This window comes from Streptomyces longisporoflavus, assembly GCF_014649775.1.
In the GTDB taxonomy this organism is placed as follows: Bacteria; Actinomycetota; Actinomycetes; order Streptomycetales; family Streptomycetaceae; genus Streptomyces; species Streptomyces longisporoflavus.
Genome location: NZ_BMTR01000010.1, coordinates 332,952 through 346,887, shown reverse-complemented (window position 1 = coordinate 346,887; position 13,936 = coordinate 332,952). Strand labels below are relative to the sequence as shown.

The 13,936-nt window shown below is 71.3% G+C and carries 11 protein-coding genes and 1 pseudogene; 6 read left to right on the top strand and 6 right to left on the bottom strand.

Annotation, left to right across the window (positions count from 1 at the left end; all coding sequences use genetic code 11):
- Positions 1 to 225 precede the first annotated feature (225 nt).
- Positions 226 to 921 carry a TetR/AcrR family transcriptional regulator gene (locus IE226_RS22435; protein WP_190083118.1) on the bottom strand — a complete coding sequence of 232 codons (696 nt, stop codon included), beginning with the start codon at positions 919 to 921 and terminating at the stop codon, positions 226 to 228.
- A 321-nt stretch (positions 922 to 1,242) separates the two neighbouring features.
- On the opposite strand from IE226_RS22435, the gene IE226_RS22430 reads away from it, so the two are divergent.
- Together IE226_RS22430 and IE226_RS22425 are read left to right on the top strand one after the other, a co-directional pair.
- Positions 1,243 to 3,180: a YncE family protein gene (locus IE226_RS22430; RefSeq protein ID WP_190083095.1), complete on the top strand. Its 1,938-nt coding sequence runs from the start codon at positions 1,243 to 1,245 to the stop codon at positions 3,178 to 3,180.
- Positions 3,181 to 3,232: 52 nt separating this feature from the next.
- Complete coding sequence (locus IE226_RS22425) at positions 3,233 to 3,598, top strand: PH domain-containing protein (protein WP_190083094.1); 366 nt, start codon at positions 3,233 to 3,235, stop codon at positions 3,596 to 3,598.
- Between the two features lie 87 nt (positions 3,599 to 3,685).
- Here the strand turns inward: IE226_RS22425 and IE226_RS22420 are convergent, their stop codons facing one another.
- On the bottom strand, positions 3,686 to 4,069 hold the full coding sequence (locus tag IE226_RS22420) for a nuclear transport factor 2 family protein (protein WP_190083093.1): 384 nt from the start codon (positions 4,067 to 4,069) through the stop codon (positions 3,686 to 3,688).
- A gap of 237 nt (positions 4,070 to 4,306) precedes the next feature.
- Between IE226_RS22420 and IE226_RS22415 the strand changes: the two genes are divergently transcribed.
- The 3 genes and pseudogenes from IE226_RS22415 (at position 4,307) to IE226_RS22405 (ending at position 7,309) form a co-directional block, all read left to right on the top strand.
- A complete protein-coding gene (locus tag IE226_RS22415) occupies positions 4,307 to 5,275 on the top strand; it encodes an SGNH/GDSL hydrolase family protein (protein WP_190083092.1) in 969 nt (322 codons plus the stop codon).
- A gap of 157 nt (positions 5,276 to 5,432) precedes the next feature.
- Positions 5,433 to 5,846 (top strand): annotated as a pseudogene (locus IE226_RS22410) (DUF7144 family membrane protein); the annotation flags it as partial.
- Between the two features lie 206 nt (positions 5,847 to 6,052).
- Positions 6,053 to 7,309 (top strand): ion channel protein, encoded by a 1,257-nt coding sequence (locus IE226_RS22405; protein ID WP_190083091.1) that lies wholly within the window; start codon positions 6,053 to 6,055, stop codon positions 7,307 to 7,309.
- 22 nt (positions 7,310 to 7,331) lie between these two features.
- Here IE226_RS22405 and IE226_RS22400 read toward each other — a convergent pair whose 3' ends face one another.
- Positions 7,332 to 8,243 carry a LysR family transcriptional regulator gene (locus tag IE226_RS22400; RefSeq protein WP_190083090.1) on the bottom strand — a complete coding sequence of 304 codons (912 nt, stop codon included), beginning with the start codon at positions 8,241 to 8,243 and terminating at the stop codon, positions 7,332 to 7,334.
- A gap of 167 nt (positions 8,244 to 8,410) precedes the next feature.
- Between IE226_RS22400 and IE226_RS22395 the strand changes: the two genes are divergently transcribed.
- Positions 8,411 to 9,616 (top strand): SGNH/GDSL hydrolase family protein, encoded by a 1,206-nt coding sequence (locus IE226_RS22395; protein ID WP_190083089.1) that lies wholly within the window; start codon positions 8,411 to 8,413, stop codon positions 9,614 to 9,616.
- Here the strand turns inward: IE226_RS22395 and IE226_RS22390 are convergent.
- The 3 genes from IE226_RS22390 to IE226_RS22380 all read right to left on the bottom strand — a co-directional run bounded on the left by IE226_RS22390 (position 9,613) and on the right by IE226_RS22380 (position 13,907).
- Entirely contained in the window at positions 9,613 to 11,622 is a 2,010-nt protein-coding gene (locus IE226_RS22390) for an FUSC family protein (RefSeq protein ID WP_190083088.1), read from the bottom strand. The two genes, IE226_RS22395 and IE226_RS22390, sit on opposite strands and share 4 nt — an antisense overlap.
- 110 nt (positions 11,623 to 11,732) lie before the next feature.
- Positions 11,733 to 12,770, bottom strand: coding sequence for an endonuclease/exonuclease/phosphatase family protein (locus IE226_RS22385; protein ID WP_190083087.1), 1,038 nt, complete (start codon positions 12,768 to 12,770; stop codon positions 11,733 to 11,735).
- Between the two features lie 258 nt (positions 12,771 to 13,028).
- Positions 13,029 to 13,907 carry a hypothetical protein gene (locus IE226_RS22380; protein ID WP_229871424.1) on the bottom strand — a complete coding sequence of 293 codons (879 nt, stop codon included), beginning with the start codon at positions 13,905 to 13,907 and terminating at the stop codon, positions 13,029 to 13,031.
- Positions 13,908 to 13,936: the final 29 nt, after the last annotated feature.

The following is a 13,936-nucleotide window of genomic DNA, read 5'->3' as shown; positions in this document are numbered from 1 at the left end:
GTCCGTAGATCACCTCAGCTTCCCAAGCTGAGAGTGCGAGTTCGATTCTCGTCACCCGCTCCATAGAAACCCCCAGGTCATGGACCCGGGGGTTCTTTGTTGTCCGGCCGGTGCGAACCGGCGGGCAGCCGCCGCACAACAACCGCACGAGACCGGCGACCACGAGCCCGATCCGACGCCACCTCCGCCCGATAGGGACGCGTCGAAAAGCCGCCGCCTTTGAGGTCACTCGCTGACGTTGCGGGACGTGCGGTGCGGACCCAATTGCGTGAGTACGTCGCCGAGTCCCGCCGCGGTCAATGCCGGGCCCGGTAGCTCCGGTGCCCCCGGTGCGGCGCGCAGGCCGTCGAGGAACAGGGCCAGCGGGCGGCGCCACGCATCCGGGGTCGTCGCGGCGGTGGCCGCCGTAAGCGCCGGGACGGCACGCCCGAGCGCGGCGAGCGCGAACAGCACGTCCTCGGTGGTGGCGTCGGCACGGACCACGCCCTGTTCGCGGCCCCGGCTCAGCAGGATGTCCATGGTCTCGCGGTTGTGGGCGTGCACGGCCTGGAGCGCGTCGATGCCCTCCAGGTTGGTGGTCATGAGGTCGTTGGTGCCCCGGTCGGCGGCCAGCGTGACGAAGACCGTCCGCAGATAGTCGTTCAGCGCGGCCCAGGCGTCCGGCGCGGTCCGCGCCTGCTCGCCCGCGGTCATCGTGCCGGTCAGTACGTCATGGAAGACGGCGTTGATGAGGGCGGCGCGGGTGGGGAAGTTCCGGTAGAGCGTCGCGTTACCCACGCCGGCCCGGCGGGCGATCACGTCGAGCGGCGCTTCGAGCCCCTGCTCGGCGAACTCCGCGCGGGCCGCCGCCACCAGAAGCTCCCAGTTGCGCCGCGCGTCACTCCGCCGCGGGGGCGTCGGCCGCCGCGGATCACCGGTCATCTCACCGGTCGTCTCTCCGGTCATCGTCACGCACCTGCCGCTCCTGCCGATATCCCGGTAGCCCTGGCAGCTCCAGTAGCCGCGTAGCCCGTTGTCCAGTCCCAAGCGGGGAGCACTCCCCGATACTGATGCTATCGCCGGAGCCGCAAGCCCGGCGCCCCCCGGGCGAAACCCCCTCCCCATTTGTCCCCGCCATGCCATACGCTGCGCCACAGCAGCCGCGCCCCGCGCGTCACCGCACTTCAGCGGTCATGTCCGGGTGTTGCGCGGCGCTCTCATCTCCCGGCCATCCACCGGGATTCCTTGTGGGGGTACAACACTGTGCGTACGCGCACCCTTTCGACCGCGACAGCTCTCGCGGTTCTGTTCAGTTCGGCTGCCCTGAGTGTCGTCGGCGCCGCGCCCGCCTCAGCCGCCACCGCCGTCGTCGCGTCGCCGGGGGGCCTCGTCGCCGATGGCGGGCTCAAGCGGGTCTTCGTCGGTGACCGTACGGCCGGGAAGGTTCTCGCCGCCGATTACTCCGGCACCGTCGTCGACTCGGTGAGCGGTGTCAGCGGGGTCTCCGATCTCGCGCTGTCCGCCGACGGGGCCACCCTGTACGCGGCCGCCGAGGAAATACACGAGGTCGTCGCCCTCGACGCGGCCACTCTCGACGTCAAGGCCCGCTACACCGTCGCCACCACCGACGGTCCGACCCACGTCGCCTTCGCCGGCGGCAAGGTCTGGTTCACGTACGGCGACCAGTGGGACGGCGACCTGGGCTCGGTCGACCCGGCGGACGGCTCGGTGACGCTCGGTCTGTTCCCGCAGGCGCACCCCGGGGTCTGGGGCGCGGCTCTCCTCGACACCGACCCGTCCGCGCCCGGTCTGCTCGCCGTCGGCGAGACCGGCCTGTCCACGGACTCGATGGCCGTGGTCGACGTCACCGGCGGCACACCGCAGCTGACCGCCTGGCACAACGGCGACTACTCGCTGAACGATGGCATCAGTGACATCGATCTCGTGCCGGGTGCCCCGCAGGTCCTTGTCAACGGCGCCGAGCGGGCCGCCTACGCCGACGGGAAGTTCAAGGCCGCGGGCGCCTACCCCTCCGGCCACCGCGCCGACATCGCGCCGAACGGGCTCGTCGCCCAGGCCAAGGGTGCCAAGGTGTCGGTCTACCGGCCGGGCACCACGGTGCCGATCCGTACGTACGACACCGGCATGGCCGACATGATCGGCGCGGCCGATCTGGCCTGGGCCCCGGACTCCTCGCGGGTCTTCGCGATCGCCGAGTCGGGCAGCGGCTACACCCTCAAGGCGCTCACCGACCCGACCCTGAACGCCCCGACCCTCACGGTGAACGCCCCCTCGACCGCCACCCGCGGCAAGAAGCTCACCGTGCAGGGGAAGATCACGGCGAGCGTGCCGCTGCCGAGCGGCACCAAGCTCCAGGTGACCCGCACCGACCTGGAGAGCCCCGACGGCAAGGCCCTGCCCGCCGTCACCGTCAAGGCGGACGGCTCCTACAGCTTCACCGACACCCCGCCGGCCGGCGGCAAGGTGACGTACAAGGTCACGTACGAGGGCGACGCCGAGCACACGAAGGTCACCGCCTCCGACAAGGTCGACGTCTCCCGCACCAAGGCGACGCTGACGGTCAACAAGGACGGCAACGTCTACGGCTACGGCGCCGACGTCTCCTTCACCGCGCACCTCGGCTCGACGTACAAGAACCGCACGGTCGAGATCTGGGCGAACCCCTACGGCGGCGACAAGCCGGACAAGCTCCTGAAGACCGGCAAGGTCAACTCCAGCGGCAACATCTCCGCCACCGTCGACATGAAGCGGGACACCGTCGTCACCGCGGTCTACAAGGGCGACGCCCGCACCGCGCCCAAGTCGGCGAAGTCCACGGCGTACGCCAAGGTCAAGATCTCGACCTCCGTCTCCAAGCACTACAAGAAGGCGAAGATCGGCTCGACGTCGTACTACTGGTTCCACAAGAACGCCGACCCGGTCCTGACCACCACCATGAGCTACTACGAGGGCCGCAAGCAGCGCTTCGACCTCCAGGTCCGCTCGGGCGGCAAGTGGCACTCCGCGGACTCGGAGTACTTCCGGATCGGCACGAACGGCAAGTCGGCCATCACCCTGGAGGGGCCCGGCCAGTCCGGCGTAAAGGCGCGGATGCGTTCCACGTACGTCAACGGCTCGTCCGGCGACAACGTGAACTCGACGACCTACGGTGCCTGGAAGTACCTGTACTGGGCCAACTAGCCTCGGGCTAGCCTCGGGGAGTCAGCCACGTTCCATCAATGGGGGGTCTCTCATGGCACTGTTCGGCAACGCTCACACGATCAATCCGGCGACCGCACAGCAGGACTACGCGCGCCTGCTGGGTCACGGGGAGCAGGTGCAGGCGGCGTTTCTGCTGATCCGCGACACCCTGCTGTTCACCGACCGCCGTCTCGTCCTCGTCGACAAGCAGGGGATAACCGGCAAGAAGGTCGAGTACCACTCGGTCCCGTACCGCAGCATCACGCACTTCTCGGTGGAGACCGCCGGGCACTTCGACCTCGACGCCGAGCTCAAGATCTGGATCTCCGGAACCCACGAGCCGATCCAGAAGACGTTCACCAAGGGCGTCGACATCTACGAGGTGCAGGCGATCCTCACGCAGTACGTGGCTCGCTGATCAAGCGGCAACAGCAGTAAGAGCAGTAAGAGCAGGACCAGTTCGCCCTACGGACCGTCATCGGCCGTAGGGCGAACTGCTGCTCGTTCAGGCCGTCGGCACGCGGTCCAGGAAACCGTGGACGGAACGAATCCGGCCGTCGTCGGCCAGCTTGACGACGTCGAACCCGGCGACCGGCGCGGACCCGTCCGCGGGCGACACGAGCTCCCAGGTGAAGCGCGCGATGTCGTGGTGCCCGTCGACCGTGCCGGTCTGGCGGAACTCGAAGCCGGGGAACTGCTCGTGGGCCCCGTTGATCACGGCGGCGAGGCCCTCGTGACCGGCGACGTCGGCCAGCGGGTCCGTGTAGCTGCCGTCCTCGGTCCAGGCGGCGGCCACGGCCTTCTTGATGTTCTCGGCGCCCTCCACGTTCCAGGCCTCGAAGTAGCGGGCGACGGCGGTCTCGTACGCGGCGGTGTCGTGTGCGGTCATGGTGGGTCAGCCTCCTGTGCGGTGGTGGTCGTGTCGTGTCGTCTTGCGGGGCGATGACTCAAGACTGCCGACCGGTCGCCGGGGGGTCGATTACGTCCGGGGTAATGGGCGGGCCGGGGTCGGGCCAGGCGGTCCGGGGCCTGAAGTGATCCCCGGTGTCTTCTCACGCGGGTGCGTCTGTGCTTGCCTTGGGGGCCTTTTGGGGGCTCTTTCGGTCGGCCGGACGGGAGTTGTGGCATGCGCAAGCCGTGGGTGGGCGGGGTGCTGGCGGCTGTGCTGCTCCTCGGGGCGTGCGGGGACCCCGGGTCGGACGGGAACGCCGCACCGGCCCCCGCCCCGAAAGCACCGTCCGCCGCCACCGGCGTCCCGACGCCATCGCCGTCGACGCCACCGTCGGCGCAGCAGTCGTCGCCGTCATCACCACCGTCGTCGACGACCCGCCGGCGCGCCGCGCAGAAACCCCGGACGAAGACTCCGAAGGTCCTCTACCTCGGGGACTCCCTCGCCATGGAGAACCAGACCGTCCTCGGCGACCAGCTCCGCGCCGGGCTCGGCGCGCGCTACACCAGCGCGCCCTACTCCGGCACCACCCTCTGCGACTACCTCGACGGCACCGGCGACGACTCGCTCGTCCCCGACAAGGACAAGGCCGCCGTGCTGGTGCGCGAGCAGCGGCCGGACTTCGTGGTGCTCCAGTTCTGGGGCAACGCGTGGGGCTATACGCCGTGCATGGACGGCATCACGTACGACAAGGCGCGCCAGAAGTACTTCGACCGGTACGCCGCCGACGCGAAGGCGCTGGCCTCGCAGATCCGCGGCGCCGGGGGGTCGAAGCCGCCGCGGATCGTGTGGGTGCTGCAAGGCCCCGACCCGATCACGCCGGATCGCGTACGGCGCGTCAACGGCATCTACGAGGCGCAGGCGCGGTCGACGGGCGGGATCGTCGCCGACGCGGGCCGTGTGGTCGCCCCGGCGTCGGGCAGGCACACCTGGGTGGAGAAACTGCCGTGCACGTCGTACGAGCGGAAGCACCCGGCGTACTGCACCGAGCCGGGCAGCGGTCGCACCGCCCTGCACCGGGAGGACGACTACCTGCACTTCTGCCTGGCGCCCACCACCGCCAAGTCCCGCCCCTGCCCCACCCGTTCGCCGGGCATCCGGCGCATGGCCGCGGAGATCGTCCGGGCGATCGCCGAGGCGGCCTAAGGGCCGCGACGGGGCGACCAGCAGGGCGTGGAGGACCCCGGCCCTCTCGATAACCTCCCGCCGCCCGGGGGTAGCCCGTTCGGCCTAAGCCCGCTCGCGGCCCCCGTACCGCTGTCACAGGCTGTGAATCCCTGGCGGCGAGAGAGAAGAGGCCCTCATGAGCAGCAGCGGCAGCGGCGGCGGTCACCCCGCGGGCAGCCCGCGGGGCGAGAGCGCGTGGGCCTCGGGCGGCACGATGTTCGCGGGTGTCCTGATGCTGGTCAACGGCATCCTCGGGATGTTCGAAGGCATCGCCGGCATCGCGAAGGACGACGTCTACACGCGCGTCGGGGACTACGTCTACAAGTTCAACCTCACCGCGTGGGGCTGGATCCACCTCATCCTCGGCATCCTCGTCGCGGTGACCGGTTACGGGATTCTCAAGGGCGCGAACTGGGCCAAGGCGTGCGGTATCGCGCTCGCCTCGCTCGCCGTCGTCCTGAACTTCCTGTGGCTGCCGTACCAGCCGATCTGGGCGCTGATCTCGATCGCCATCGCCCTCTTCGTCATCTGGGCGCTCTGCACGGACCAGCCGGACGGGCCGGATGCCGGTCACGTCCCGCCGGGTGGCGGGGCGGCGGCCGGCGGCTGGGGTGCGAGGCCCACCGCCAACGGGCCCGGCCCGTTCGCCGAGGGCTCCGCCGGCACCAACCCTGGTGGTACGGGTCCCACGCCGCCGCCCGCGGCCCACTGACCGACCGCGTGCAGGAAGGTGCAGGGGGCGGTTCGGTGGCGTTCATGACACCGCGGTCCCGCGCGCTGCTGCCGCTCGTCGTGCCCGCCCTGCTCGTAGGGGTGGGGTCCAGCCTGGTCCTGCTGCTGCTCAGTGTGGTCGCCGAGCGGTTGCAGGATCTGCTGTGGGACGTGCTGCCGGACGCGGTCGGGGTTTCCGGTACGTCGGCGGGGTGGATCATCGGCGTGCTGACGGCGGCGGGGTTCGTCGTCGGGCTGATCGTGTGGAAGGTGCCGGGGCACGCCGGGCCCGATCCGGCGACGCTGGGCCTGGTCGACCCGCCGCTGCCCGTCCGGGTGCTCCCCGGCATCGCGCTCGCCGTGATCGTGGGCCTGGCGGGTGGCGTCAGCCTCGGCCCGGAGAACCCGATCACGGCGATCAACATCGCCCTCGCCTACGCGCTCGGCATGAAAGCCATGCCGCGTACCGCCGCCGCGGAATGGGTCGGCCTCGCGGCGGCCGGGACCATCGGCGCCCTCTTCGGTACGCCGGTCGCGGCGGCGCTCATCCTCTCCGAGACCGTCACCGCTCCGGGCCCCGACCCGCGCCCCTTGTGGGACCGGCTGTTCGCACCGCTGGTGGCGGCGGGCGCGGGGGCGCTGACGACGGTGCTCATCGCGCACCCGACGTTCCAGATCGACGTCGAGGCGTACCCGGGGCCGCGCTGGGCCGACGTGCTCTCCGCGATGGTCATCAGCACCGGGGCGGCGGCGGTCGGGCTGTGCGCGGTGTACGCGTTCCCCTACCTCCACCGCGTCTTCCACCAGCTCGGACACCCCGTACTGATGCTGACCGTGGGCGGTCTCGTACTCGGTGTCCTGGGCGCGCTCGGCGGCGAACTGACCCTGTTCAAGGGCCTGGACGAGGTGAAGGAGCTGACCGCGCACGCCGCCGACCACGACGCGGGGAACCTGCTCCTGCTCGCCCTGGTCAAGCTGCTCGCGCTCTGTGTGGCCGCCACCTGCGGATTCCGTGGCGGGCGGATCTTCCCCGCGGTCTTCGTGGGGGTGGCGCTAGGCATGTTCGCGCACGCGCTCGTGGACGCGGTGCCGCCCGCCCTCGCGATCACCTGCGCCGTCCTCGGCGTCCTGCTGGCCACGACGCGGCAGGGCTGGCTGAGTCTGTTCACGGCGGCGGTCGTGGTGATGGACCTGCAACTGCTGCCCGTGCTGTGCGTCGCGGCGCTGCCGGCGTGGCTCCTGGTGACGGGGCGCCGGGACATGCTGATCGAGGAGGACGTGCGGCGGCAGCCGGTGGCATGACCTGCGTGCCTCGGTTCCGTCCTCAGTACGGTGCCGGGCCGCCGTTCGCCGCGACGGCGTCGCGCACCGCGCGTACGAACTCCTCCAGGCGCGGGGTGCCTGCCGCGGCCGTACGCGAGACGAGCGCCACGTCGGCCGTCGGGACGTCGTGCAGGGGTACGAAGGCGATGTCGGGCCGTGAGTAGTACTTCTCCACGGACGCGATGACCGGCGATGCCCCCTGCCCGGTGGCGACCAGCGTCATCAGCTCCTGGAAACCGGCCACGGCCCGGCCGCGGCGGATCGGCAGGCCGCTGGGGGTGCGGGGCGGGACGTGGAAGTCCCACCAGTAGGCGGGCGCGCCGTTGACGACGCCGAAGAAGGTCTCGCCCGCGCACTCTTCCAGGGACACGCCGTCGCGACCGGCGAAACGGTGGCCGAGGGGCACGGCGAGCATGCGGGGTTCGTTGATGACGACGGGCCCGACGGTGAGGTCGGGCTCCTCCACGGGCAGGCAGGTGAACAGCACGTCGGCCTCGCCGCCACGTAGGGCGCCGAGCGGGTCGCCGAACTGCGTCTCGCGCATCCGGACGTCGCAGTTCGGGCAGCGCTCGCGGAACTTCGCCAGGATCGCGGAGGTCAGCGAGCCCGCGCCCGAGCCGAGAAAGGCGACGGTCAGTTCGCCGTCGACGCCGCGCGCCATGTCCTTGGCCCGGGCGATCGCGGCCTCCATCCGCACGTGCAGCGGGGCCAGATCGTCGTAAAGCCGGCGGCCGAGCGGGGACATCTCCACCTTGCGGCTGGTGCGCTCGAAGAGCGGGCCGCCGATCTTGCGCTCCAGTCTCTTCACGGTCTGGCTGACGCGGGCCTGGGAGAGGAGGAGGCGTTCGGCGGTGCGGCCGAAGTGGAGTTCCTCGGCGAGCGTCAGAAAGGTTTCGAGCTCCTGCCGTTCCATCGTCCAGCGCCACCCCGTCCGTCTCTGACCTGCATCTATAAGTCTGAGCGTGGCAATCGTTTCACGGATCGTCGTTGATCGGGGGTTGGTGGGGGCGGATCTTTGAGGTGTCCGGTCGAAGGGCCGGTGGTTCTCGACTCCAGCGCCTCAACTCCGGGGGAATTCCCATGCTTTCTCGTACTCGTACTCGCACTTCCGGGCCCGCCTGGGCCGCCGCCTGGGCCGCGTCGCCGCAGCGCGCCAGTACGGGCTTCAAGCCCAACTGGTCGGAGGACGGCTTCTCCGGCCACACCCTGCGCCAGGTCGTACGCGTCACCGCGGGCGGCGACAGAGCGCGCATCCGGCTGTCCAACGCGTACGGGACCTCGCCGCTGCACATCGCGGGGGCGACCATCGCTCGCACGCGGAAGGGGGCCGCCGTGGAGGAGGGGACAGTGCGGCGGCTCACCTTCGAGGGGCGGCGGTCGGTCGCGATACCGGCGCACGGCCAACTCTCCAGTGACGGTACGGACTTGGGGCTGGAGCCCTTCGAGTCGGTGACCGTCACCCTGCATCTGGCGCGTACGACGGGTCCCGCGACCTTCCACGCGCAGTCGTTCGCGACGAGTTACCGGGCGGAGGGGGAGCACACCGGGGATGTGGGGGCGAAGGCGTTCGACGAGACGTCGGAGTCCTGGTACTTCCTTGCGGGCGTGGATGTCGGAAGGAGGGACGGCGAGCGTGGGAACGCTCGCCGGAACGACGGCATCGTGCTCTTCGGCGACTCCATCACGGACGGTTTCGCGTCTTCCACGGACCTCAACCGGCGTTGGTCCGACGCGCTGGCCGAGCGCCTCGCGAAGACGGGCTCGCCCCGTCCCGTCCTGAACGCCGGGATCGGCGGCAATCTCGTCCTCAACGACTCCGCTTGGTACGGGGAGCGGGGGACCGCGCGGTTCGGGCAGGATGCGTTGGATCTGCCGGGGGTGGGGACCGTGGTCGTCCTTGAGGGGCTCAATGACATCGGGTTCAGCGAGAGCGATACGCCTACGTACAAGCCCGCGCCGGAGGTGAGCGCGGCCGAACTCATCGCGGGGCACCGGACGTTGATCCGGGCCGCCAAGGAGAGGGGGGTGCGGGTGGTGGGGGCCACTCTGCTGCCGCTCGGGGGTTCCGATCACTACGGGGAGCGGGCGGCGAAGGTCAGCGACGAGTTCAACGAGTGGGTGCGCAATTCCGGGGAGTACGACGCGTTCGTGGACTTCGACCGGGCGCTGGCCGATCCGGCGGACGGGGAGCGGATCGCCCCTGACTACGACAGCGGGGATCACCTGCATCCGAATGACGCGGGGTACGCGGCGATGGCCCGCGCGGTGGACCTGGAAGTGCTTTAGCCCCGGCCCCGCCCCTTCCCGGCTGTATCTGACGGGCCGAGCGGGGGGCCCGCGATCGCCCGCGCTGCCACCACCTCCTGGCGGAGGGGTTCCAGGACGCTGTCCCGGGGGCCCGTGGTGGAGAAGGTCGTCGAGACCTCCTCCAGGATTTCGGAGCCCCTGAGTCCCTCGGACAGTTCGCGGAGCTGGCCGGCCACCTCCCCCACCTCCGTGAGGGCCGGCTCCGGGGAGCCGTGGCGGATGCGGACCCGCGCCGCCGTGGTGGCGTCGACGATGCGCTCCACGGCGATCACCAGCGGCCACCACGCCGCGGCCCGCGCCCCCACCGGGGGCGGTTCGGTCAGGGCTCGCTGGAACTCCGTGCGGATCACCGACAGGTCCCGGTACAGGCCACGCCGCATGCGCGCCCGCTCGGCCACGTCCACCGCCGTGCCGAACGCGCTCTCGACGTACGACGCCGTATCGGCGACCGCGTCGGCGAGGCGGTCGCCGATCCGTGTGTGCCAGCTCTCCGGCCACAGCAAATAGCCCGCCACCAGCGAGATCGCACAGCCGATGAGGCTGTCAAGGAGACGGGGCAGGACCAGACCGAAACCCTGGTGATTCAGGACGTCCGAGAGCAGCAGGATCACCGGGGTGATCGCCGCCGTCTGGTAGCCGTAACCCCGCGGCGTGAGCGCCGGGATCAAGGCGGCGAGCACCACCATCACCGGCACGTCCCACCAGCCCCGCGGCACCGCGGACAGGACCGCCGCCGCCACGACAAGCCCTGCCGCCGTGCCCAGCGCCCGCAGCACCGCACGGGAGAACACCGAGCCGAAGTCGGGCTTGAGCACGAACGTGACGGTGAGCGCCACCCAGTACGAGCGGGGCACCTCGATCAGGGAGACCAGCGACTGCGCGATGCCGATGCAGAGCGCGAGGCGCAGTCCGTAGCGCCAGGACGCGCCGGACAGGATGACGTTACGGGCCGCTCGGCGCGCCCGTACGCGCAGGGCCGCCGGCCGGCCCAGGCGGTCGTCGACGTTCACGATGCCGTGCGGGTCGGGGTCGTTGAGCAGCTCGGCGACGTGGCGCAGGGCGTGGTCGACCGCGTCCGCGGAGGGGTCGCGCGACTCGGGGTGCACAGGGCCGGGGATCGGCGCACGCCCGGGCGCCGCCACCGCGTCCGCCAGGCGCCGTACCTGCGCGGGGAACTCCGGCGGCATCGGCACCCCGCACTGGTGCGCGGCGGGCGCGGCCTCGATGACGGGCGTGACCGCGTTCAACTGGGCGACCAGGCGGACCAGGTCAGGGTTGCGGCCGTGCGCGCGGGTGCGGCGGGCCAGGACCAGGTCGTACGCGTGGTTGAGGGCGGTGGTGACCGCCGAACGCGCCTCCTCGTACCCCTCGGTGCCCGCCGCTTCGAGCAGCGCGGCCACGCTGCGGTAGGTCGCGGCGACGGCGGCGCGCTCCGGGACGCCGGAGCGCAGCGGCCAGGCGAGGAGCGCCAGGAAGAGGACGAGCAGGCCGCCGCTCGTCATCAGGACCGGGGCCAGCCACCATTGCCCCGGCATCGGAAGTCCCGCGCCCACCACGGAGTTGAGCAGCAGGAGCAGCCCGCCCACGGAGGCCACGGCGCCGATCGTCGACATCATCCCGGAGACGAGGGCGACCAGCGTGACCACGCCGACGGCGACCCAGCCGTGCCCGAAGACGAGCGAGCCGATGGTGACGCCGATCGCGCCGAAGAGCTGCGGGACCGCGATGTTGAAGATCCGCATGCGGTACGCGTCGGCGGTGTCGCCGATGACTCCGGACAGGGCGCCCATCGAGGCCAGCGCGCCGTACGCGGGCTGCCCTGCCGCCAGGCCGACGAGGAGGGGCAGTGCCAGGGCGATGGACGCGCGCGCCACCGCTGCCCACGGAATCGGAGCCGCCTGCGGTTCGAGCGTCCTGACCAGCCAGGGGGGTGGGGCCAGAGCGCTCAGGGGGCCCGGTGGTGCGGGGGGATCGCGGCGGGGCATGCGGCCATTATTGCGGGCGCTGTCGCCGGTCCGCGCACTCCGAGCCCGCGTCTGACCTGCCTCTGATCTGCCGCTGACCTGCGGCTCCGTCTGACCTGCGGCTCCGCTTGCTACCCCTTCGGCTTGTGCAGCGTCAGGTCCACCACCAGAGCCCGGTGGTCCGTGTCGCCGATCTCCAGGAAGCGGGCGTCGCTCGCCGAGAAGTCCGGGGTGGCGAGGACGTGGTCGATCTGGGCGCCCAGCGGTGACATCAGGTCCGCGGGCCAGCTCGCGGTGCGGGCTGACCCCGCCAGGCGGGCGGCGTCGCGTACCCCGCCGGTGTCCAGGATGTCGCGGAACGCCGCGTGGTCCTGCGTGGCGTTGAAGTCGCCCGCGATGATGGTGGAGCGGTTCTCGCGCTTGCCCTCGGCGGCGTAGTCGCGGAGTTCGGCGAGTTCGGTGCGCCAGGTGCCGAGTTGCTCGGGCAGCGGCGGCATGGGGTGGGCGAGCTGGATGCGGACCTGGTGGCCGTTCTTCAGCTCGGCCACGGCGCCGGGCATGCCCAGCGTGCCCGCGAGGCCGCTCGCCTTCTTCAGGGGCAGTTTGCTGACGATCACCGAGCCTTCCGCGCCGCCGGCCTCGCTCGCGGTGCGGTGGGGGTAGTCGGAGCGGGGCAGTTCGTCGCGCAGGGTGTCCGAGCAGGTGTAGTCGCACTCCGGGACGAAGAGGAGGTCGGGCTTCTCCTCCCGGACCGCCTTCAGGAGACCCTGCGTGGCCTGGCCGAACTGCACGTTCGCCGCCATGACGCGTACGTCGGCGACCGCGGGGCCCTTCGGGTCGTCCGCCTTGCCGTACGGCTCCAGGAACCAGGCGACGCCGCCGAGCGCGACGACTCCCCAGACGAGGCCCACGCGCCAGCGGGCGAGCGCCGCGAGGAGCAGGGCGGCGACGGTCGGGGCGAGGAGGAGGGGCAGGAAGGCGAGGAGCTGGGGTATGGGGGTGGCGCCGTCGGAGTCGGCGGCGCGGAAGCCGAGGAGGGTGGTCACGCCTGCCAGGAGCAGGGCCGCCAGCCACGCGGAGGGGCGGTGCCTTGGCCTTGGCCTCGTGTTCGCCTCCGGCTCGGGCCAGTCCTCTTGGGATGCCGTCCTCGCTGCCGTTGCGCTGTCCAAGGCCGGCGCCTCTCCGTCTGGTCCGACTGGGGTCCTGCGCGGAATCTTCCCTTAGAGACGGCGGGGGGCCCGGGAGGGTTGCATTTTCCCCGATCCCGCCCCTTCCCGGCTGTATCTGAGCGCGGCTGCGCCGCGGGTCGCCGGCGCGAGGGCCTTGTACGTACCCTCATCACCGGCTCCGCCGAGTTCGTCCTCGAACGCCGGACGGGCTGGAGTGCCGGCCCGGCCGGGATCATCGAACATCCAGCCCGGTGGGGATCAATCAGCCTGTCCGGCGATGGCGGACGAACCAGGCGCGGCCGGTGACGGGCGGTGTCTGCGACGCCGCAGCAGCCACGCCGCCAGCGCCACCGCAAGACCCACGCCCAGAATGACCCACCCCGCCACGCTCAGCGAAGACGTCAGGGCGTCGTACACCGCCTCCGCGGCCGGGCGCGATACGTCCTTCGGCAGGTCGCTCAGGGTCAGTCCCCGGCCCACCGCGACCGCCACGGCGAGGACCGCGCCGCCGACGGCCGCCCCGAGTGCCGTGGCGATGACCGCCCTGCGGCGGCGCACCGCCAGGAAGATGCCCGCCACGGCGAGGAGGACCGCGGCGATCGGCAGCCAGAGGCCCGCGACCTGGAGCATGTGGAATCCCTTTCCGAAGGGACCGAGATCCGAGGAATGCATGAGCGTCACCTCGGTGTGCGTGACCGGGATGCGGTCCGCGAACGGCACGCCGTCGTCGCCCAGCTGTTTCTTGACCTGCTCGGTGATGGGCGCGAGGTCGATGGTGACGGCGCCGCCGTCCGCCTGGTCGGTGAGGGCCTCCTGCACCGCGGCGTGTGCCTCGCGGTTGGCGGCGTTCCAGGCCGTCCTGAACGCCGGGGTCCCGGTGAAGGACCGCACCGCGTCCCGTACGAAGGACTCGACGGTGCCCTGCAGCGGCCCTACGTCGATCTCCTTCATCACCCCGTCCGTGACCGCGTCCGCCACCGCGTCCCGCACCGCGGAGTCCGAGGCGAGCGGCGCCATCGTGGCCACGTACTGATCGGCGTCCTCGATCTCGTACTTCGCCCAGGTGGAGAGCGCGCCGAACGGCACGAGAACACAGGCGAGAACGAGGAGCACGGTGGACAGCGAGCGTCTGAGCACCCACTCACGAGAAACCCCGGTCACGCGGA

Bases quoted from the DNA above. Each gene is read 5' to 3' on its own strand.
- IE226_RS22435 (WP_190083118.1), bottom strand. From the start codon at position 921: ATGACCGGTGATCCGCGGCGGCCGACGCCCCCGCGGCGGAGTGACGCG.
- IE226_RS22415 (WP_190083092.1), top strand. From the start codon at position 4,307: ATGCGCAAGCCGTGGGTGGGCGGGGTGCTGGCGGCTGTGCTGCTCCTC.
- IE226_RS22425 (WP_190083094.1), top strand. From the start codon at position 3,233: ATGGCACTGTTCGGCAACGCTCACACGATCAATCCGGCGACCGCACAG.
- IE226_RS22390 (WP_190083088.1), bottom strand. From the start codon at position 11,622: ATGCCCCGCCGCGATCCCCCCGCACCACCGGGCCCCCTGAGCGCTCTG.
- IE226_RS22400 (WP_190083090.1), bottom strand. From the start codon at position 8,243: ATGGAACGGCAGGAGCTCGAAACCTTTCTGACGCTCGCCGAGGAACTC.
- IE226_RS22395 (WP_190083089.1), top strand. From the start codon at position 8,411: ATGCTTTCTCGTACTCGTACTCGCACTTCCGGGCCCGCCTGGGCCGCC.
- IE226_RS22405 (WP_190083091.1), top strand. From the start codon at position 6,053: ATGACACCGCGGTCCCGCGCGCTGCTGCCGCTCGTCGTGCCCGCCCTG.
- IE226_RS22420 (WP_190083093.1), bottom strand. From the start codon at position 4,069: ATGACCGCACACGACACCGCCGCGTACGAGACCGCCGTCGCCCGCTAC.